The following is a 20,384-nucleotide window of genomic DNA, read 5'->3' as shown; positions in this document are numbered from 1 at the left end:
ATCGTGGAGAACCTGATTGCGCTGCTGGTAGCGGCGCCTCTGCTCGGAGCGGCCGTACTGCTGTGCGGCGGCAGGCGGCTCGATGCCGTGGGCCACTGGATCGGCACGGCGCTCGCGGCCGCGTCCTTCGTGATCGGCGCGATCCTCTTCGCCGACATGCTGGACAAGAGCGCGGACCACCGGGCCATGAGCCAGTACCTGTTCAGCTGGATCCCCGTCGAGGGCTTCCAGGCGGACGTCTCCTTCCAGCTCGACCAGCTGTCGATGACGTTCGTCCTGCTGATCACCGGCGTCGGCTCACTGATCCACCTGTACTCGATCGGATACATGGAGCACGACGAGCGGCGTCGCCGCTTCTTCGGCTACCTGAACCTGTTCCTCGCGGCGATGCTGCTGCTCGTCCTCGCCGACAACTACCTGCTGCTGTACGTCGGCTGGGAGGGCGTCGGCCTCGCCTCGTACCTGCTGATCGGCTTCTGGCAGCACAAGCCCAGCGCCGCCACCGCCGCGAAGAAGGCCTTCTTGGTCAACCGCGTCGGCGACATGGGCCTGTCGATCGCCATCATGCTGATGTTCACCACCTTCGGGTCCTTCGCCTTCGGGCCGGTGCTCGGTACCGAGGGGCACCCGGGGCTCGTCGGTGGCGCGACCGAAGGCAAGCTCACCGCCGTCGCCCTGATGCTGCTGCTCGCCGCCTGCGGCAAGTCCGCCCAGGTGCCGCTGCAGTCCTGGCTCGGGGACGCGATGGAGGGCCCGACCCCGGTCTCGGCCCTCATCCACGCCGCGACCATGGTGACCGCGGGTGTCTACCTGATCGTCCGCTCCGCCGCGATCTTCAACGCCGCGCCAGACGCCCAGCTCGTCGTCACCGTGGTCGGCGCCGTCACGCTCCTGTTCGGTGCGATCGTCGGTTGCGCGAAGGACGACATCAAGAAGGCGCTCGCCGGATCGACGATGTCGCAGATCGGCTACATGGTGCTGGCCGCGGGCCTCGGCCCCATCGGCTACGTATTCGCGATCATGCACCTGGTGACGCACGGCTTCTTCAAGGCCGGACTGTTCCTCGGCGCCGGCTCGGTCATGCACGGCATGAACGACGAGGTCGACATGCGCAAGTACGGCGGCCTGCGCACGTACATGCCGATCACCTTCGTCACCTTCGGCCTCGGCTACCTCGCCATCATCGGCTTCCCGGGCCTGTCCGGCTTCTTCTCCAAGGACAAGATCATCGAGGCGGCCTTCGCGAAGGGCGGCACCGAGGGCTGGATCCTCGGCGGCGCGGCCCTGCTGGGCGCGGCCATCACGGCGTACTACATGACGCGCGTGATGATCATGACGTTCTTCGGGGAGAAGCGCTGGCAGCCGGACGCCGAAGGCCATGAGCCGCACCCGCACGAGTCCCCGAGGTCCATGACGATCCCCATGATCGTGCTGGCCTTCGGATCGGTCTTCGCGGGCGGTTTCTTCAGTATCGGCGACCGCTTCCTCAACTGGCTGGAGCCGGTCACCGGGCACTCGGAGGGCGACTCGCCCGTCAGCGCCCTCACGGTCACGCTGGCCACCATGGTGCTGCTCGTCGTCGGCGCCGGAATCGCGTACGCCCAGTACGGGCGCAGCCCCGTCCCGGTCGTCGCCCCGCGCGGTTCCCTGCTCACCCGGGCCGCCCGGCGCGACCTGCTCCAGGACGACTTCAACCACGTCGTGCTGGTGCGCGGCGGGGAGCACCTCACACGCTCCCTGGTGTACGTCGACCACACCCTGGTCGACGGGGTCGTCAACGGCACCGCGGCCTCCATGGGCGGTCTCTCCGGGCGGCTGCGCAAACTGCAGAACGGCTATGCACGCAGTTACGCGGTCTCGATGTTCGGCGGTGTGGCGATCCTCGTCGCCGCGACCCTGCTGATGAGGGCGGTCTGATACCGATGTCCTTTCCTCTGCTGACAGCGACGGCGGCGCTCCCGGCGATCGGGGCGATCGCCACGGCCGCCGTGCCGGCCGCGCAACGCGTCGCCGCCAAGTGGCTGGCGCTGCTCGTCTCGCTCGCCACGCTCGTCCTGGCCGCGATCGTGCTCGTACGCTTCGACCCCGGCGGCGACCGCTACCAGCTCACCGAATCCCACGCCTGGATCAAGGACTTCGGGGTGCGGTACGAGCTGGGCGTGGACGGCATCGGGGTGGCGCTCGTCGCGCTGACCGCGCTGCTGATCCCGTTCGTGATCCTGGCGGGCTGGCACGACGCCGACCCACAGGAGACAGGAAGCAGGCGCTGGCGGCCGACCCAGGGCTTCTTCGGCCTGATCCTGGCCGTCGAGGCGATGGTGATCATCTCCTTCGAGGCCACCGACGTCTTCCTCTTCTACATCTTCTTCGAAGCCATGCTGATCCCGATGTACTTCCTCATCGGCGGCTTCGGGGACCGTGCCCACGAGCACGGGAACGACGCGGCGGCGACCCAACGCTCGTACGCCGCGGTGAAGTTCCTCCTCTACAACCTGGTCGGCGGCCTGATCATGCTGGCCGCCGTCATCGGCCTCTACGTAGTGGCCGGAAACTTCTCGCTCCAGGAGATCGTGCAGGCCCGCGCCAGTGGCTCGCTGCACATGGCGACCAACACGGAGCGGTGGCTGTTCCTCGGCTTCTTCTTCGCGTTCGCGGTGAAGGCGCCCCTGTGGCCGCTGCACACCTGGCTGCCCAACGCCATGGGAGAGGCCACGGCCCCGGTCGCGGTACTGATCACGGCGGTGGTCGACAAGGTCGGTACCTTCGCGATGCTCCGCTTCTGCCTCCAGCTCTTCCCGGAGGCGAGCAAGTGGGCGACGCCCGTCATCCTCGTCCTCGCCCTCATCAGCATCATCTACGGGGCGCTGCTCGCGGTCGGCCAGCGGGACATCAAACGGCTGGTGGCGTACGCGTCGATCTCGCACTTCGGGTTCATCATCCTGGGCATCTTCGCGATGACCAGCCAGGGCCAGTCGGGCGCGACGCTCTACATGGTCAACCACGGGATCTCGACCGCCGCCCTGATGCTGGTGGCGGGCTTCCTGATCTCGCGGCGCGGCTCGCGTCTGATCGCCGACTACGGAGGGGTGCAGAAAGTCGCCCCGGTGCTCGCGGGCACCTTCCTGATCGGCGGCCTCGCGACCCTCTCGCTCCCCGGGCTCGCGCCCTTCGTGAGTGAATTCCTGGTCCTGGTGGGCACATTCGAGCGCTACCCGGCCGTCGGCATCGTCGCCACCTTCGGCATCGTCCTCGCCGCGCTCTACACACTCGTCCTCTATCAGCGGACGATGACGGGCCCGGTGAAGGCGGAGGTCGCCGAGATGCCCGACCTCAGGGTGCGTGAGCTTCTGGTGGTCGCCCCGCTGATCGTCCTGCTGATCTTCCTGGGTGTCTATCCGAAGCCGGTCACCGACATCGTCAACCCGGCGGTCCAGCAGACCATGTCCGACGTCCATAAGACGGACCCCAAGCCCGAGGTGGAGGCGGCCAAGTGAGCACAGCAGCTGTCCACAGCCTGTGGACAACCGCGGCCGAACCGATCTCCAAGATCGACGCGCCGAAGATCGAATACGGGCAATTGTCGCCCACCCTGATCGTGATCGGGGCGGCGCTCGTAGGGGTGCTCGTCGAGGCCTTCGTGCCGCGCAAGTCCCGCTATTACGCGCAGGTCTTCCTGTCCGTCGTCGCGCTCGCCGCCGCCTTCGCCGCGGTGATCGCACTGGCGGCGGGCGGATACGGCACCACGAAGGCGCACATCGCGGCCATGGGCGCGATCGCCGTCGACGGACCGTCCCTGTTCCTGCAGGGCACGATCCTGCTGGCGGGCATCCTCGGCGTCTTCACCTTCGCCGAGCGACGGCTCGACCCGGAGGCGCACGGCAACCGCGTCGACTCGTTCGCCGCGCAGGCCGCCTCCGTGCCCGGCAGCGACAGCGAGAAGGCCGCGGTGAAGGCCGGGTTCACCACCACCGAGGTGTTCCCGCTGCTGCTCTTCGCGATCGGCGGCATGCTGGTCTTCCCGTCGGCCAACGACCTGCTGACCCTGTTCATCGCGCTGGAAGTCTTCTCGCTGCCCCTCTATCTGCTGTGCGCCGTGGCCCGCCGCAAGCGGCTCATGTCGCAGGAGGCCGCGGTCAAGTACTTCCTGCTCGGCGCCTTCGCCTCCGCGTTCACCCTCTTCGGCATCGCCCTGCTCTACGGCTACGCGGGCTCCGTGTCGTACGCGACGATCGCGCAGGTCGTGGACGGCACGATCCCGAACGTCGACCCGGCGCTCGCCGGCACGATGGGCAACGACGTGCTGCTGCTCATCGGCGCCGCGATGGTCGTCATGGGCCTGCTCTTCAAGGTCGGCGCGGTGCCGTTCCACATGTGGACCCCTGACGTCTACCAGGGCGCGCCGACACCGGTCACCGGCTTCATGGCCGCGGCGACGAAGGTGGCCGCCTTCGGGGCCCTGCTGCGGCTGCTGTACGTCGTCCTGCCGGGCCTGCGCTGGGACTGGCGGCCGGTCATGTGGGCCGTCGCGATCGTCACCATGCTGGGCGGTGCGATCGTCGCGATCACCCAGACCGACATCAAGCGGCTCCTGGCGTACTCGTCCATCGCGCACGCCGGATTCATCCTCGCGGGCGTCATCGCGACCTCGCCGGACGGCGTCTCGTCTGTCCTCTTCTACCTGGGCGCGTACTCGTTCGTGACGATCGGGGCCTTCGCGGTCGTGACCCTGGTCCGCGACGCGGGCGGCGAGGCGACGCACCTGTCGAAGTGGGCGGGCCTCGGACGCCGCTCACCGCTGGTGGCGGCGGTCTTCGCGGTCTTCCTGCTGGCCTTCGCGGGCATCCCGCTGACCTCCGGCTTCGCCGGGAAGTTCGCCGTCTTCAAGGCGGCGGCGGAGGGCGGTGCGGGACCGCTGGTCGTGGTCGGTGTGATCTCGTCGGCGATCGCGGCGTTCTTCTACATCCGCGTGATCGTGCTCATGTTCTTCAGCGAGCCCCGGCCGGAGGGACCGACAGTCGCCGTGCCCTCGCCGCTGACCATGACGGCGATCGGGTTCGGCGTGGCGGTCACGCTGGTGCTCGGTGTGGCGCCGCAGTACTTCCTGAACCTGGCGAGCCAGGCGGGAGTCTTCGTCCGCTGAACCACGCACCGGCCGGGCCCCGCTCCCTCCACGTGAGGGAGCGGGGCCCGAGCTGTGATCAGCGCATCGCGTGCCCCCTCTGAGCAGCCTGGCCCGGACGGACCGTGACTTGACCGTGGGATTCCGGAAGGGAACGATCCACTCCACCCCGAGGAGCTTGCGCTTCCCGTGCTTCCTGGGCCCCCTCCTCCGGCCCGAGCAGCATGTCCCCGGCTCGAGAGACGGCGCCATGCGAGTGGGGACCAGCGGATTGAACGTGTGCAGGGCACGCCGTGCAGGGCAGTGAGACGGCCCGGACGCGAGTGCGTAGAGAAGCCGATCGGTCGCAGCCTGTGGATAACTCTAGGGCTGTCGGCGCGGACCCCTATCGTGGACGCAGTGGTCGAGGCGCGACGTACGGGGGACAGGACGATGGGCGGGACGGGTGTGATGACCGAAGCGGACGCGACGGAGACACTGGGAGAGAGCGAGGCACTGGCCACGCTCCACCGCGTCTTCGGGTACGACGCCTTCCGCGGCGAGCAGGAAGCGATCATCGAGCACGTGGTGGCGGGCGGTGACGCTGTCGTCCTGATGCCGACGGGTGGCGGCAAGTCGCTCTGCTACCAGATTCCGGCTCTGGTCAGACCGGGTACGGGCGTCGTGGTCTCCCCCCTCATCGCGCTGATGCAGGATCAGGTGGACGCGTTGCGCGCGCTGGGCGTGCGGGCCGGGTTCATGAACTCCACGCAGGACTTCGACGAGCGGCGCGTGGTGGAGGCCGAGTTCCTGTCAGGGGAGCTCGACGTGCTCTACCTGGCCCCGGAGCGCCTGCGCCTGGAGACCACGCTGGACCTGCTGTCACGCGGGAAGATCTCCGTCTTCGCGATCGACGAGGCGCACTGCGTGGCCCAGTGGGGCCACGACTTCCGCCCCGACTATCTGGCGCTCTCACTGCTCGGCGAGCGCTGGCCGGACGTCCCGCGCATCGCGCTGACGGCCACGGCGACCCGCGCGACGCACAAGGAGATCACCCAGCGCCTGGCCATGCCGACCGCCCGCCACTTCGAGGCGAGCTTCGACCGTCCCAACATCCAGTACCGGATCGTCCCGAAGGCCGATCCCAAGAAGCAGCTGCTGTCCTTCCTGCGCGACGAGCACGCGGGCGACGCGGGCATCGTGTACTGCCTCTCGCGCAACTCGGTGGAGAAGACGGCCGAGTTCCTCTCCCGCAACGGCGTCGAGGCGGTGCCGTACCACGCGGGTCTGGACGCGGGCACCCGCGCCACCCACCAGTCGCGCTTCCTGCGCGAAGAGGGCCTGGTCGTGGTCGCCACCATCGCCTTCGGCATGGGTATCGACAAGCCGGACGTGCGGTTCGTCGCCCACCTCGACCTGCCCAAGTCAGTCGAGGGCTACTACCAGGAGACGGGACGCGCGGGCCGTGACGGACTGCCGTCCACGGCATGGATGGCGTACGGACTTCAGGACGTCGTCCAGCAGCGCAAGATGATCCAGGGCTCGGAGGGCGACGAGGCGTTCCGCCGCCGGGCCGCCGCCCACCTGGACTCGATGCTGGCCCTGTGCGAGACGGTCCAGTGCCGGCGCTCCCAGCTCCTCGCCTACTTCGGCCAGGACCCGCACACCCCGGCATGCGGCAACTGCGACACGTGCCTCGCACCGCCCGAGACCTCGGACGGCACGGTCGTGGCACAGAAGCTGCTGTCCACGGTGGTACGGCTGCAGCGCGAGCGCGGACAGAAGTTCGGCGCCGGCCAGATCATCGACATCCTGCTGGGGCGGCGCACCGCCAAGGTGATCCAGTTCGATCACGACCAGCTGTCCGTGTTCGGCATCGGTGAGGACCTCGCCGAGTCCGAATGGCGTGGCGTGGTGCGGCAGTTGCTGGCGCAAGGTCTTCTCGCGGTCGAGGGCGAGTACGGGACGCTGGTGCTGACCGAGGAGAGCGGGACGGTGCTGCGGCGCGAGCGCGAGGTGCCGCTCCGCAAGGAGCCGCCGAAGCCCACCGTCTCCCGCTCGTCCTCCTCCTCGTCCTCGCGGGGCGATCGCAAGGCCAAGGCCGCCGCGGCCGACCTGCCCCAGGAGCTCGTCCCCGCCTTCGAGGCCCTGCGCTCCTGGCGCGCCGAACAGGCCAAGGAACAGGGCGTCCCGGCCTACGTCATCTTCCACGACGCCACGCTCCGGGAGATCGCCATGGTGTGGCCCACCTCGGTCGAAGTACTCGGCGGCATCAGCGGGGTGGGCGAGAAGAAGCTCGCGACATACGGCGAGGGCGTGATCGGAGTGCTCGCCTCCCTGGGTGGCGGCGCCCCCGGAGCCGCGCCGACTGCCGCGGCCGGTGAGGCACCGAACCCGGACTGGCCCGAGATGGACGCGGAACCGGAGCCGGAGGACTGGATATAGGGCACCCCGGCCCTCTGCCCAGCTCTCTGCTCAGCCCTGTGGTCACAGGGCCCGTGACGCGTACGCCCTGACGTCCGCGTCGGAGTCCGCCGTGGCCGTGACCAGGGCCGCGCGGGCTTCCTCGTCGAGCGCGGAGTGCTGCACGAGGGCCAGGACCGTCGCCTTGCGGACGTCGGCGTTCGGGTCTTCCAGGGACCGGGCGAGCGCCGGGACGGCGACCCGGGCCTCCGCGGCGGACAGCGCGGTCGCGGCGCCGGAGCGGACCTGCCAGGCGGGGTCGGCCTGGGCGGCGACGGCACGCACGGCCAGGGACGTCGAACAGCCGGTGACGGCCAGCGTCGCGAAGGCCGCTGCCCGGACCAGGGCGTCCGGATCGGTCGTGAGCCGGTCGAGGGTGTCCGCGACGAGCTTTCCCGGGGTCACGTTGGCGAGGGCCTTGGCCACCGTGACGCGGACCTCGCGGGACGGGTCGGCCGCGGCCCGGCTCAGATGCTCCGCGGCGTCGACGGAGACGAGGGCGCGCACGGCCTCGACGCGGACGGCGATTTCGGGATCGGCGAGGGCGTCCGCTAACAGTTCCCCGTCGCCCAGGCGCAGCGCGCGCAGGACGTCCAGGGCGGCGGCGCGTACGACGGGATCGTCCTCGGTGAGGGCGGCGGCCAGGCCCTCGCGCAGGTCCGGCTCGGCCGGCAGGGTCTCCACCAGTTCGCGCAGCGAGGCCGCGGCGGTGGCCCGCACGTCGCCGTGCGGGTCCCGGAGTGCGGCGGCGAGTGCGGGGCCGGTGCCGGGCGGCACGGTCTCGGTGAGGATGGCGACGGCCGAGCGTCGGACAGCGGGGGACGGGTCGTCCAAGTAGGGCAGTAGCGCGGTGAGTTCGGGCTCCTGCTCCGTGAGGGCGAGGAGTTCGAGGAGGCGGGGCGAGGTGCCGGCGCCGGTGTGGTCGAGTCCCCTGTGGTCGGGATCGGTGACGGGGACCGCGCCGGAAAGGGGCGCCGAGGCCACCGGTGCGGCGTCCCGTGCCCCCGCCGTGGCGACCGGCTCCGGGTGGACCTCGCCGAGGTGTCGGGAGGCGCCGCCCGTCGGGACGAAGTCGGGAACCGGGACGAGATAGGGGGCCACGGGCCGGGCCGTGAACTCCATGGAGCCGGAGGGGGACTTGTGCAGGTCGAGGTGGTGGAACCAGGAGTCGTCGTCGCGCGCGGGATGGTCCGTGCGGTCGTGGTACAAGCCCCAGCGGGACTCCGTGCGGGCCAGAGAGGCGCGGGCCGCCATCTCCGCGCAGTCGCGGATGAACGTGACCTCGGCGCACCGCATCAGCTCGTGTGGAGTGCGGGCACCCATCTCCGCGATGTCCGCGCGCATCCGCTCGAACGCCTCCAGGGCGAGGGAGAGCCGGGCGCCGGACTTCGGCGGCGCCACGTAGTCGTTCACGAAGCGGCGGAGCTTGTACTCGACCTGGGACTGCGGAGGCCCGTCCGGGTGGTGCAGCGGGCGGTAGACCAGTTCGTGTGCGTCGCGCAGCTGGTCCTGCGGCAACTCGCCCTCGTAGGGCTTGTACCGGGCGGCGTCCGCTCCCGCGAGGTCGCCGAAGACGAACGCGCCGATCATGTAGTTGTGGGGGACACAGGCCAGGTCCCCGGCGGCGTACAGGCGGGGCACGGTCGTACGGGCGTGGTCGTCGACCCGTACGCCCGAAGCGGAGTGGCCGCCGCACAGGCCGATCTCGGAGATGTGCATCTCGATGTCATGGGTGCGGTAGTCGTGGCCGCGACCGGCGTGGAAGGTACCGCGCGTGGGGCGTTCGGTGGTGTGCAGAATGGACTCGAGGGCGCTGATCGACTCCTCGGGGAGGTGGCTGAGCTTGAGGTACACCGGGCCCCGGTCCGAGGCGATCTCGGCGGCGAACTCGGCCATCATCTGGCCCGACCAGTAGTCGGAGTCGACGAAGCGTTCGCCGTGCCGGTTGACCTGGTAGCCACCGAAGGGGTTGGCGACGTAGGCGCAGGCGGGACCGTTGTAGTCCTTGATCAGCGGGTTGATCTGGAAGCACTCGATGCCGGTGAGTTCGGCCCCGGCGTGGTAGGCCATGGCGTAGCCGTCACCGGCGTTGGTGGGGTTCTCGTACGTGCCGTAGAGGTAGCCGGAGGCGGGCAGGCCGAGGCGGCCGCAGGCGCCGGTCGCGAGGATCACCGCCCCGGCACGTACGGAGACGAACCGCCCGGTGCGGGTGTTGAAGCCCGCGGCACCCACCGCACGCCCCTCCGCCGTGAGGACCCGTACCGGCATCACCCGGTTCTCGATGCGGATGCGCTCGCGCATCTCGCGGCGCCGCAACTGCCGGTAGAGGACCTTCTTGACGTCCTTGCCCTCGGGCATCGGCAGCACGTACGAGCCGGAGCGGTGCACCTGGCGGACCGCGTACTCACCGTGCTCGTCCTTCTCGAACTTCACGCCGTACGACTCCAGGCGCCGCACCATCGCGAAGCCGCGGGTCGCGGTCTGGCGGACGGTGGACTGGTCGACGATGCCGTCGTTGGCGCGGGTGATCTCGGCGACGTAGTCGTCGGGTTCGGCGCGGCCGGGGATCACCGCGTTGTTGACGCCGTCCATGCCCATGGCGAGAGCGCCGGAGTGGCGGACGTGCGCCTTCTCCAGGAGGAGGACATCGGCCCCGTGCTCGGCGGCGGTGAGTGCCGCCATGGTGCCGGCCGTGCCGCCGCCGATGACGAGGACGTCGCAGGACAGCTCTTCGGCGTCCGCGAGCGCGGGGATCTCCACGAGGTTGTCGACGGGGGTGTCCACGAGGGTGCCTTTCAGGTGCTGAGGGACGTGAGGACCTCGCGGCGCAGGGTGAGTCGCGCCGGGTCGTCGAGTGCGGATCGATCACGCGGGCGCGGTACTTCACGTACGGCGAGAAGCCGGCCGGGGCTGCCGGGACCGCCGTCGTCGGCCGGGTGCCCGGAGCCGAGGAGTGCGACCCGGTCGCCCAGGAACAGCGCCTCGTCCACGTCGTGGGTGACGAAGACGACGGTCGCTCCGGTGCCGTGCAGTACCTCGACGAGGAGGTCCTGCATGCCGGCGCGGGTCTGGGCGTCGAGGGCGCCGAAGGGTTCGTCCATGAGGACGGCGCGGGGTGCTCCGGCGAGGGCGCGGGCGAGCTGGACGCGCTGGCGCTGTCCGCCGGAGACGCGGTGCGGCAACTGCCGTTCGCGGTCGGCGAGTCCGACGCGGGCGAGCCACGCCGAGGCCCGCGCGCGCCGCTCGGTGCGGGACGAGCCCTTGATGGCCAGCGGGAGTTCGACGTTGGCACGCAGGGTGCGCCAGGGCAGGAGGGCGTCCTCCTGGAAGACGAGCGCCCGGTCGGCACCGGGCCCCACCAGGGGGCGACCGTCCTGGGTGACGGTTCCGGCGAGTGCGGGCAGCAGCCCGGCCAGGGTGCGCAGGAGGGTCGACTTGCCGCAGCCGGAGGGGCCGACGACGGTGAGGATCTCGCCGGGGGTGACGTCCAGGTCGACGCCTTCGAGGACGGGGGCGCCGGGGCGGCCGAGCGAGGCGCGGGTCAGGGACAGCCGGGTACCGCGCGCGGCGACGGGCGTCCCGGTCTCAGACGAGGTGCTCATCGCGCACCTCCTCCTCGCGGACAGGCTCAGGGACGGACGAGACCGGGGCGGGGGCCCTGCGCACGCGAGCCGCGGCGACGTACTCGGTGCGTGGCAGCCACCGGGTGAGCCACCGCCCCACGCGCTCGACAGCCGTGGAGGTGACCCAGCCCAGCACACCGATCGTGACCATGCCGACGAAGACACCGGGATAGTCGACGACGGTGTAGTCCTGCCAGGTGCGGTAGCCGACGCCGTACTGGCCGGAGATCATCTCGGCGGAGATCACACAGATCCACGAGACGCCGATGCCGACCGAGAGACCGCCGAAGATCCCGGGGAGGGCGCCGGGCAGGACGACCGAGCCGAGGATCCGCCATCGGCCGCCGCCCATGGTGCGCACCGCCTCCTCCCACACGGGGACCAGGGCCCGAACCGCGTGCCGGGTGGAGACCAGGACAGGGAAGAAGGCCGCGGCGCAGGTGATGAAGACGATGCCCTGTTCGTTGCTGGGGAAGAGGAGGATCGCCACCGGGACGAGCGCGATCGCGGGGATCGGCCTGAGAACCTCCACCAGCGGGCCGAGCAGGTCCTCGGCGAGGCGCGAGCGGGCCACGAGCACGCCCGTGGCCACCCCCAGGACGGCCGCCAGCAGGAAGCCGGTGAGGATCCGGGTGAGGCTGTCGGCGAGGTCCGTCCAGTAGTCGTGGCCGCCGAGCCGGTCACCGAAGGCACGGGCCACGTCGGCGACGGTGGGGAACTGCGAGAAGCGCAGCCAGAGGTCGACGTTCAGGCTGGTCAACAGCTGCCAGGCGGTCAGGGCCGCGGCGAGCGACGCGGCCCTGACGAGATACCGGGTCATGAAGCCCGCTCCAGCGCGGAGGCGTACGAGATCGTGTGCGCGCCCTGGTGGCCGGCGAGGTACGCCTGGGCTGTCGCCGCAGTGACGAAGGGGCGCAGGTCGCTGCCGTCGGCCACCCACACCGCCCGGTCGGCGAACCACAGGGTGCCGGTCGTGGTGTCGGGGACGTACGCGGCGCGGACGGTGTCGCGGTGGGAGGACACGTAGTGGAGGAGAGCGGAGGGGGAGGCGAAGGTACGGGTCGAGGAGGCGCCCTTGGGCCACACCTCGCTCGCGGCCGGTGGAGGTGACGCGGCGAGCTGATCGGCGTACGCGGTCGGGCCGAGTGCGCGCTTCACGTACTGGTCGTCGACGAAGGCGTCCACGTCGACGTCGCCCACGAGCTTCGCCGACTTCAGGACGGAGACGTCCTTCTTCAGCGCGGAGATCAGCTGGGGCTTGAGGGCCGGGTCGAAGGTGGCGATGCCGTGAGCGCCGTTGTAGAGGTAGACGACCTCGGCGGGCAGATCGGTCGCCTTCGCGACCTTCTGGGCGGCGGCCAGCGGGTGGTCGTGCAGATAGGTCGTCGCCTCCGACTGCGCCCGGAGGAAGGCCTCCAGCACGGCCGGGCGCTTCTTCGCGAAGTCCTCTCGGGCGGTGACGCCGTGGAAGGTCGGCAGATCGAGTGCGGCGCCGTCGTACAGGGCCTTCGCCTTGCCCTGGAAGGCGAGCAGGCCGGGCCAAGCGACGAACTGCGAGAGCGCGTCGGTGCTGCCCGCGGTGAGGGCCGAAGCGCCCACCGCGGGTTGCTGGTTGAGCTTCTGGATGCCCTTGTCCGGGTCGATCCCGGCGCGCTGCAGGGCTCGTACGAGGGTGCCGTCGGCCGCCGAACCGATGCTGGTCGACACCTTCTTGCCGCGCAGGTCGTCGAGGGTGGCGAGCTTCGAGTCCGGCGCCGTGACGATGGTGTTGAGGCCGCCTCGGAGGTTGTAGCCGGTGACGGAGACGAGGCGGGTGGGGCGACCGAGCTGTTTGCCGCGGGCCGCGTTGATCAGCAGCGGGAAGTCACCCATCGAGCCGATGTCGATCTTCCCGGCGGTCATCTGGGCGGTGATCGGGGCGCCGGTCGCGTAGTCCTGCCAGTTCACCTTGTACGTGGTGCCGTCCCTCAGGGAGTTCAACTCCCTCTCGAAGGAGCCGAGGGAACGAAGCAGGGTTCCCGCCGTGACGGTGTTGATGGTCTTGGACTGGTAGCCGACCGTGATGGTGACCGTGGAGCCGGCGCCGGTCGTGGTGCCGCTGCCGCAGGCGGTGAGAGGAAGCACGAGGGCGGCCGTGGCCAGGGCGGCGAATGCCTTGAGTTTCATGCGAGTTCGGTCCTCTCACCGGAGGAGGTAGGGCATGTTGACCGTGACGGCCCCGGTGGGGCAGCGGGCCGCACAGGGGCCGCAGTACCAGCACTCGTCGACGTGCATGTACGCCTTGCCGTTGCTCTCGTCGATGGCCAGGGAGTCCAGCGGGCACATGTCCACGCAGAGCGTGCAGCCGTCGATGCACTTCGACTCGTCGATGGTCACGGGCACGTCGGCCCGCTGGGGCGCCAAGGGCATGGCTGTCTCCAGAAAAGTCGTGCGTGGGATGAACCGGAAGGACCCTTCGAAACGATGAAGGGGTGGAGGGGCGCGGTGCGCGCGGTGCGGTGCGGTGAGGGGCGTGGTGCGGTGAGGAAGGGAGGTGACGGTGGCGTGGTGAAGAGAGGCGTCAGAGCGCGCGGCGGAGCTGGCCGCTCATCGTGATGCGGTCGCCGCGGAAGCGGATGAACTCCAGGTCCACGGGGCGGCCGTCGGCGAGGTGGGTGAGCCGCTCCAGCATGAGGACGGCCGCACCGCGGGGCGCTTGCAGGACGGCCGCCGAGTGCGCGTCGGAGTTGACCGCCTCCAGGGTGATCTCCGCGTGCCCCAGCGGCTGGCCGGCGATGGCTTCCAGGAGGCGGAAGACATCGGTGTTCTCCAGGTCGGCGCCGAGCAGGGCGGTGCCGAGGTCGAGCGGGATGTAGGTGAGGTCGAGGGAGAGGGGGAGCCCGTCGAGGCGGCGGAGGCGTTCGATGTAGAGGACGTCGGCGCCGGGGGCGATACGGAGGCGGTCGGCCACGGGGGTGGGCGCGGCCACGGGGCCGACCGTGCGGACCTCGTTGGTGACCTGGCCGTGTTCGCGCAGGGTCTCCGCGAGTCCCATCAGCCGGTCGAGTCCGTGCGGGTACTTCTGGGCGACGACGACGGTGCCGACGCCGGGGAGGCGTTCCACCAGACCTTCCGCGCGGAGCAGGTCGAGGGCCTGGCGGACGGTGTTGCGCGAGGCACGGTAGTCGGTGCCGAGGGCGGCTTCGTGCGGCAGGGTGCCGTCCGGGAAACCGCCGGTCAGCACCTGGTGGCGGAGCAGGTCCGCGAGTTGCCTCGCCCGGTCCGCGCGCAGCCGACGCCGGTGGGCGGCGACGGTGGTCGCGCCGTGGCCGGCGTGCTCTCGGACGCGTTCGGTGGGCATGCGACGGACCATACCGACGGGGTGCGGGTGGTGGTGTTGCTGGAGTGTTGCGCCACCTGTCGATGGTGAGGGTTGGGGGTTGGCCTGCGGTTTTGGCCGGGAGGAGGGGAGATCTGCCACCCGTGGGGGCGCGGTGTGGGGCGGGGGTGTCTTGTGGATGCGGGGGGCGTGGGCCGGCGGGGGTAGGGGTCGTCGCCCCCGCCGCCCCTACCCGTCCCATCCCAGGGGCTCCGCCCCTTCGACCCCCTGGGCTCCCCTCCCTGGGGGGACCACCGCGGGGCTTCTCTCCTGCGCCCCGGCGGGGCTGCGCGCTCGAGCCATCGAGGGCCTGCTGCCTCCGCACCCCGGGGCTGTGTGCCCTCGGGTCGTCGCGGGGCTTCGTTCCTGCACCCCGCCGGGGCGGCGAGCTCGGGTCGTCACGCGGGGCTTCGCCCCTGCACCCCGGCGGGGTTCGCACCCCCGGAACAGCGCGGGCCTATTGCCCTTGGACCCCGCCGGGGCTGTTGCCCCAGACCCCGCCGGGGCTGTTGCCCTAGACCCCGCCGGGGCTGTTGCCCCCGGACGCCGCCGGAGTCAGGAGGGGTTGGGTGCCGGGGTGATGCGGCCCCTCACCTCGCCCAGTCCCACCCGCGTGCCACCGGGACCCGGGGCCCAGGCCGTCAGGGTGACCTCGTCGCCGTCCTCCAGGAAGGCCCGCTTGCCGTCGGGGAGGTCGAGGGTGTCGCGGCCGTTCCAGGTGAGTTCCAGGAGGGAGCCGCGCTCGTGCTCGGAGGGGCCGCTGACCGTTCCCGAGCCGTACAGGTCGCCGGTGCGCAGGGAGGCTCCGTTGACCGTCATGTGGGCCAGTTGCTGGGCGGCCGTCCAGTACATGGTGGAGAAGGGGGGTTCGGAGACGACGTGGCCGTTGACGGCGACGGAGATACGGAGGTCGTAGCCGCCGGGCTCGTCCTCGGAGTCGTCCAGGTAGGGGAGGAGGGGGTGCGTGCGGGCCGGGGGCGCGACCCGTGCGTCGTCCAGCGCGTCGAGCGGGGTGATCCAGGCCGACACGGAGGTGGCGAAGGACTTGCCGAGGAAGGGCCCGAGCGGGACGTACTCCCAGGCCTGGATGTCGCGCGCCGACCAGTCGTTGAGGAGGCAGAGGCCGAAGACGTGGTCGCGGAAGGAGGAGAGCGGGACGGGCGTGCCCCTGGTCGAGGGTGCACCGACCACGAAGCCGACCTCCGCCTCGATGTCGAGCCGGACGGAGGGGCCGAAAACGGGGGCGGTGTCGGAAGGGGCCTTGCGCTGGCCCGAGGGGCGGACCACCTCCGTGCCCGACACCACGACCGTGCCGGAGCGGCCGTGGTAACCGATCGGCAGGTGCTTCCAGTTGGGGGTGAGGGAGTCGGTGGCGTCGGGACGGAAGATCTGTCCGACGTTCCGGGCGTGGTTCTCGGAGGCGTAGAAGTCGACGTAGTCCGCGACCTCGAAGGGGAGGTGCAGGGTCACCTCGGAGAGGGGGTGCAGGAGAGGTGCGATGGTCTCCCGGTGGGCCGGGACCGTCACCCAGGCGGTGAGTGCGCGGCGTACGTCGGACCAGGCCGTACGGCCGGCGGCGAGCAGCGGGTTCAGGCTGGGCTGCGCGAGCAGTTCGGCATAGGGCGAGCCGAGTGCCCGGGCGGTCGCTCCCGCGTCGAGGACGTGGTCGCCGAGCCGGACGCCGACGCTCCGCTCGGACGCTCCGGCCCGGGAGAAGACGCCGTAGGGGAGGTTGTGCGGGCCGAAGGGATCGCCCTCGGGGACATCGAAGGGGGGCATCGGGTGGTGCCTCGCTTTCGTGGTCGTGCGCGCTGTGTGGTTCGTGTGACTGGCTTGGCCGTGTCATCCGCGCGGTGCGTGCGCGGGTGTTTCACGTGTTCCGGGTGGTCGCGGCACAGGTTACGGGGGGAGTGACGTGCTGCGGCAGTGCCCAAAGAGTTGCCATGAGTTGCCGCGAGTTGTCGTGAGGCGCAGTGGCAGTATCTGAAGAGTTGCCTCGACAGTGCCTAAAGAGTTCGCAATGTCCGAATAGGCCTTGTCGGACGCGGTAGTTCCGGCTTAGCGTCCTTTGGGGACACGGACGGGGTGGGTCCGGTCCGTAGGGGGGACACGTGGGGGGACCCGTGGCCAGGAGCGTCAGCGGAGTGCCGGTCGACGCCGATCGGAACGTTCCGGGCCTGATCGTGAAGTTTGGCGACTATCCGCTGCACCACGGCGGTGTGGGCGCCATTCGAAGTCTGGGCCGCCTCGGCATACCGATGTATGCGATCACCGAGGACCGTTACACGCCTGCCGCGGCCTCGCGCTATCTGCGCCGTGCCTTCGTCTGGCCGACGACGGGGACGGAGGAGCCGGAGCGTCTCGTCGAGGGGTTGCTGCGGATCGGGGCCCGCATCGGGAGGCCGACGGTGCTCGTCCCGACGGACGAGGAGGCGGCCGTCCTGATCGCCGAGCACCAGGAGGAGCTGGGGGAGCGGTTTCTCTTCCCCCGGGTCGACGCCAAACTGCCCCGGCGCCTCGCCAGCAAGCAGGGCCTGCACGAACTCTGTGTGGAACACGGCATCCCCAGTCCGGCGGCGGCCTTTCCGCAGTCGTACGAGGAGATCGTGGAGTTCGCCGAGAGCGCTCGGTTTCCGATCGTCGCCAAGAACCGGGAGGCGTTCGTACGCCGCAGCCAGCCGGCGGTGAACGGGACGACGAGGATCGCGACCCGGGAGGGGCTGCTGTCACTCGCCCGGGACTGGGGTGATCAGCCGGGCGTGATCCTCCAGGAGTACCTGCCCAGGGAGGAGGCGGAGGACTGGATCGTGCACGCGTACTTCGACGTGGACTCGACGCCGCTCGCGATGTTCACGGGCGTGAAGGTCCGCTCCTGGCCGCCGCACGCGGGAATGACGGCGAACGCGTACGTCGTCGACAATCCGGAACTCGCGGACCTCGCCGCACGTTTCATCAAACAGATCGGCTTCAGCGGCGTCATCGACCTCGACCTGCGCTTCGACCGGCGCGACGGGCAGTACAAACTCCTCGACTTCAACCCCCGGATGGGCGCGCAGTTCCGGCTCTTCGAGAACGAGTCGGGGATCGACGTCGTCCGGGCCATGCATCTCGACCTGACCGGGCGCACCGTTCCCGAAGGGGAACAGCGGGCCGGTCACCGGTACATCGTGGAGAACATCGACCTGCCGGCCCTGCTCGCCTACCGGCGCAGCGGCTACACGACCCCGCACGCGCCGACTCGCGCGAGTGGCACGGAGCTGGCCTGGCTCGCGGGTGACGACCTGCGGCCGTTCTTCACGATGCTCGCGCGCTTCGTGCGGCCGGGCGCGAGGCATCTGTATCAGCTGTGGCGGACCAACCGCCGTGGCAGCAGCACCAGTACGACCACGAAGTGACGAAAGTACGTCCTGGGGAGGGACTTCGTGATTCATCCGGTAGCAGTCATCGGTGCAGGCCCGTTCGGCCTGTCCACCGCCGCCCATCTGCGGGCGCGTGGCATCCCGGTGCGCGTGTTCGGCGAGCCCATGGTGAGCTGGCGTGACCACATGCCCAAGGGGATGCTCCTCAAGTCGACCCCGGTCGCGTCCAGTCTCGACGCCCCGCAGCCCGGCCACACGATCGCCGACTACTGCGACGCGGCGGGGATCCGCCGACTCGTCACGGACGAGGACATCATTCCGGTCGAGACGTTCATCGCGTACGGGGAGTGGTTCCAGCAGAAGCTGGTGCCCGAGCTGGAGCGGGTGCGGGTGGTGTCCGTCGACCGCCGGGGCAGCGAGGGCTTCGAACTCAAGCTGGACTCGGGGGAGTCGTTCACGGCGCGGGCGGTCGTCGTGGCCACGGGACTGTACGGACTCGCCCATCTGCCGCCCGAACTAGGAGGCGCGGCGGCGGACGGACCCACACCCACCGGCCCCGTCTCGCACAGCTCCCAGCACCACGACCTCACCCGGTTCTCCGGCAAGGAACTGATCGTCGTCGGCGCGGGCCAGTCCGCGCTGGAGACGGCGGCGCTCGCGGCGGAGGCGGGCGCGCAGGTCCGGGTGGTGTCCCGGGGACGGGGCAGGGTCGCCTTCGGCGCACCGCCCTGGAAGCAGCCGAAGCTGCGTCCCGAGTCGCCCTTCGGGCGCGCCTGGTCCCTGTGGGCGCTCAGCTACTACCCGCATCCCTACCGGTATCTGCCCGGCGAGGCCCGGCACTACCTGGTCCGCCGGGTGCTCGGCCCCCTCGGGGCGTGGTGGCTGCGCGACCGCTTCGAGGGCAAGGTCGAGGTCAGCGAGGTTTCCGGGATCGTTCGCGCCGACGTCTCCGACGGGCGTCCGGTCCTCTCCGTGCAGACCCTGGGCGGACGGGCCGAGGAGCTCGCCGCCGACCATGTCATCGCGGCGACCGGATATCGCGTCGACATCGCCGCGATGGACTTCCTGGGACACGAGTTGCGTACGGCACTCGCGGTGAGCCGCGGCACTCCCAAGCTCGGTGCGGGGTACTGCTCCTCGGTGCCCGGGCTGTACTTCACGGGGTTGCCGGCGGCGGCTTCGTACGGGCCGGTGATGCGGTTCGTGTGCGGTACGGAGTTCGCTTCGCCGCGGCTGGCCAAGCACTTGGCGGGCGCGCACGCATGAGGTGACCGGGGTCCGTACGGCCGGAGGGGTCGGTGACCGGTGGGCCACGCCATGGGCGGGGCCCAACCCGCCGCGTCGGAGCTCGTGTTGGGCTCAGACGGCCACAGTCACCGCAGCCGCGTCATCCTCTGGAGTGACATTCCGCTCGGAGTCTTTTCGTATCGCCCGCTTCGGTGAGCGGGGGCGGAAGTGCACTTTGTACGCCCAGTACGCCCCGTACGGTGAACGCAGTTGCTGACGGGATACCGGACGTCGTCCGGTTCCCGCCGGGCCGACGAGTCGTTCGATCCGTATTCTTCGGATCATGGCCGCTCCGACTGCATATTCACTTATCGCCACTGACCTGGACGGAACGCTGCTCCGCGGCGACGACACCCTCTCCGACCGGTCCCGGGCCGCATTGGGGAGGGTGGCCGAGGCGGGCGCCCGACACCTGGTCGTGACGGGGCGCCCGGCGCCGAGAGTACGACCGTTGCTCGACGAACTCGGCGGCGCGGGGCTGGCGGTGTGTGGGCAGGGGGCGCAGCTGTACGACGCGGCGGCAGACCGGCTGCTGTGGTCGGTGACCCTGGACAGGGAACTCGCGGAGACCGCGCTCGGCAAGATCGAGGCGGAAGTCGGACTGCTCTACGCCGCGGTGGACCAGGACGGCGTGGACGGGCTGACGCTCATCGAGCCGGGGTACGTGATGCCGCATCCGACGCTTCCGGCGGTACGAGTGCGCCACCGCGACGAACTGTGGACGGAGCCGATCAGCAAGGTGTTGCTCCGCCATCCGTCGCTGTCCGACGACGAGTTGGCCTCGGCGGCCCGGGGTGTGGTGGGCTCGCTGGCCACCGTCACCATGTCGGGGCCCGGGACCGTCGAACTCCAGCCATGCGGCGTGACCAAGGCAACCGGTCTGGCGCTCGCCGCCACCCACCTCGGCCTCACTCCCGCCGACACCATCGCCTTCGGCGACATGCCCAACGACATCCCCATGTTCGACTGGGCCGCCCGGGGGGTCGCCATGGCCAACGCCCATCCGGAGCTGAAGGCGGTGGCCGACGAGGTGACGCTGTCGAACGAGGACGACGGGATCGCGGTGGTGCTGGAGCGGCTGTTTCCGTGCCGGTCGGATCGGTTCCGGGAGTCCGGAGAGCCCGGTGGGTCCCGGGGGCTCTCCGAGTCTCTCCGACCTCATCAGCCGTATCAGCCGCATCAGCCCCGGCAGTCGT

At 70.4% G+C, this 20,384-nt stretch carries 13 protein-coding genes and 1 pseudogene; 7 read left to right on the top strand and 7 right to left on the bottom strand.

Annotation, left to right across the window (positions count from 1 at the left end):
• Positions 1 to 3 precede the first annotated feature (3 nt).
• The 4 genes from nuoL to recQ all read left to right on the top strand — a co-directional run bounded on the left by nuoL (position 4) and on the right by recQ (position 7,543).
• Entirely contained in the window at positions 4 to 1,917 is a 1,914-nt protein-coding gene (nuoL, locus tag ACZ7M3_RS09645) for an NADH-quinone oxidoreductase subunit L (protein WP_472061991.1), read from the top strand.
• Between the two features lie 5 nt (positions 1,918 to 1,922).
• Positions 1,923 to 3,494: an NADH-quinone oxidoreductase subunit M gene (locus ACZ7M3_RS09640; protein ID WP_472061989.1), complete on the top strand. Its 1,572-nt coding sequence runs from the start codon at positions 1,923 to 1,925 to the stop codon at positions 3,492 to 3,494.
• Positions 3,491 to 5,140 carry an NADH-quinone oxidoreductase subunit NuoN gene (gene nuoN, locus ACZ7M3_RS09635; protein WP_351302323.1) on the top strand — a complete coding sequence of 550 codons (1,650 nt, stop codon included), beginning with the start codon at positions 3,491 to 3,493 and terminating at the stop codon, positions 5,138 to 5,140. Before ACZ7M3_RS09640 ends, nuoN begins: the two co-directional genes overlap by 4 nt.
• A gap of 411 nt (positions 5,141 to 5,551) precedes the next feature.
• Positions 5,552 to 7,543, top strand: a complete 1,992-nt coding sequence (recQ, locus tag ACZ7M3_RS09630) for a DNA helicase RecQ (protein WP_472062210.1) — start codon at positions 5,552 to 5,554, stop codon at positions 7,541 to 7,543.
• Between the two features lie 42 nt (positions 7,544 to 7,585).
• Here recQ and ACZ7M3_RS09625 read toward each other — a convergent pair whose 3' ends face one another.
• From ACZ7M3_RS09625 to fahA, 7 genes are all read right to left on the bottom strand, one after another.
• On the bottom strand, positions 7,586 to 10,345 hold the full coding sequence (locus ACZ7M3_RS09625; protein ID WP_472061987.1) for a fumarate reductase/succinate dehydrogenase flavoprotein subunit: 2,760 nt from the start codon (positions 10,343 to 10,345) through the stop codon (positions 7,586 to 7,588).
• Positions 10,346 to 10,356: 11 nt separating this feature from the next.
• On the bottom strand, positions 10,357 to 11,163 hold the full coding sequence (locus ACZ7M3_RS09620) for an ABC transporter ATP-binding protein (RefSeq protein ID WP_472061985.1): 807 nt from the start codon (positions 11,161 to 11,163) through the stop codon (positions 10,357 to 10,359).
• Positions 11,147 to 12,004, bottom strand: a complete 858-nt coding sequence (locus tag ACZ7M3_RS09615; protein WP_472061983.1) for an ABC transporter permease — start codon at positions 12,002 to 12,004, stop codon at positions 11,147 to 11,149. Before ACZ7M3_RS09615 ends, ACZ7M3_RS09620 begins: the two co-directional genes overlap by 17 nt.
• Complete coding sequence (locus ACZ7M3_RS09610) at positions 12,001 to 13,350, bottom strand: ABC transporter substrate-binding protein (protein WP_472061981.1); 1,350 nt, start codon at positions 13,348 to 13,350, stop codon at positions 12,001 to 12,003. The genes ACZ7M3_RS09615 and ACZ7M3_RS09610 overlap by 4 nt, the downstream gene beginning before the upstream one ends.
• Positions 13,351 to 13,365: 15 nt before the next feature.
• Complete coding sequence (locus ACZ7M3_RS09605; RefSeq protein ID WP_010986276.1) at positions 13,366 to 13,593, bottom strand: 4Fe-4S dicluster domain-containing protein; 228 nt, start codon at positions 13,591 to 13,593, stop codon at positions 13,366 to 13,368.
• A 151-nt stretch (positions 13,594 to 13,744) separates the two neighbouring features.
• Complete coding sequence (locus ACZ7M3_RS09600) at positions 13,745 to 14,524, bottom strand: GntR family transcriptional regulator (RefSeq protein ID WP_472061979.1); 780 nt, start codon at positions 14,522 to 14,524, stop codon at positions 13,745 to 13,747.
• 573 nt (positions 14,525 to 15,097) lie between these two features.
• Entirely contained in the window at positions 15,098 to 16,321 is a 1,224-nt protein-coding gene (gene fahA / locus ACZ7M3_RS09595) for a fumarylacetoacetase (protein ID WP_472061977.1), read from the bottom strand.
• 365 nt (positions 16,322 to 16,686) lie between these two features.
• On the opposite strand from fahA, the gene ACZ7M3_RS09590 reads away from it, so the two are divergent.
• The 3 genes and pseudogenes from ACZ7M3_RS09590 to ACZ7M3_RS09580 form a co-directional block, all read left to right on the top strand.
• The gene (locus ACZ7M3_RS09590) at positions 16,687 to 17,937 is read left to right on the top strand and encodes a carboxylate--amine ligase (RefSeq protein ID WP_472062208.1); all 1,251 of its coding nucleotides are present in this window, start codon (positions 16,687 to 16,689) and stop codon (positions 17,935 to 17,937) included.
• A gap of 27 nt (positions 17,938 to 17,964) precedes the next feature.
• A complete protein-coding gene (locus ACZ7M3_RS09585) occupies positions 17,965 to 19,167 on the top strand; it encodes an FAD-dependent oxidoreductase (protein ID WP_472061975.1) in 1,203 nt (400 codons plus the stop codon).
• 304 nt (positions 19,168 to 19,471) lie between these two features.
• Positions 19,472 to 20,272 (top strand): annotated as a pseudogene (locus ACZ7M3_RS09580) (HAD family hydrolase); the annotation flags it as partial.
• Positions 20,273 to 20,384 lie beyond the last annotated feature (112 nt).

It is taken from the genome of Streptomyces sp. NPDC111656 (assembly GCF_055656965.1).
The sequence above is the reverse complement of the archived record's forward strand: the minus strand, read 5'-3'. Positions and strand labels throughout refer to the sequence as shown.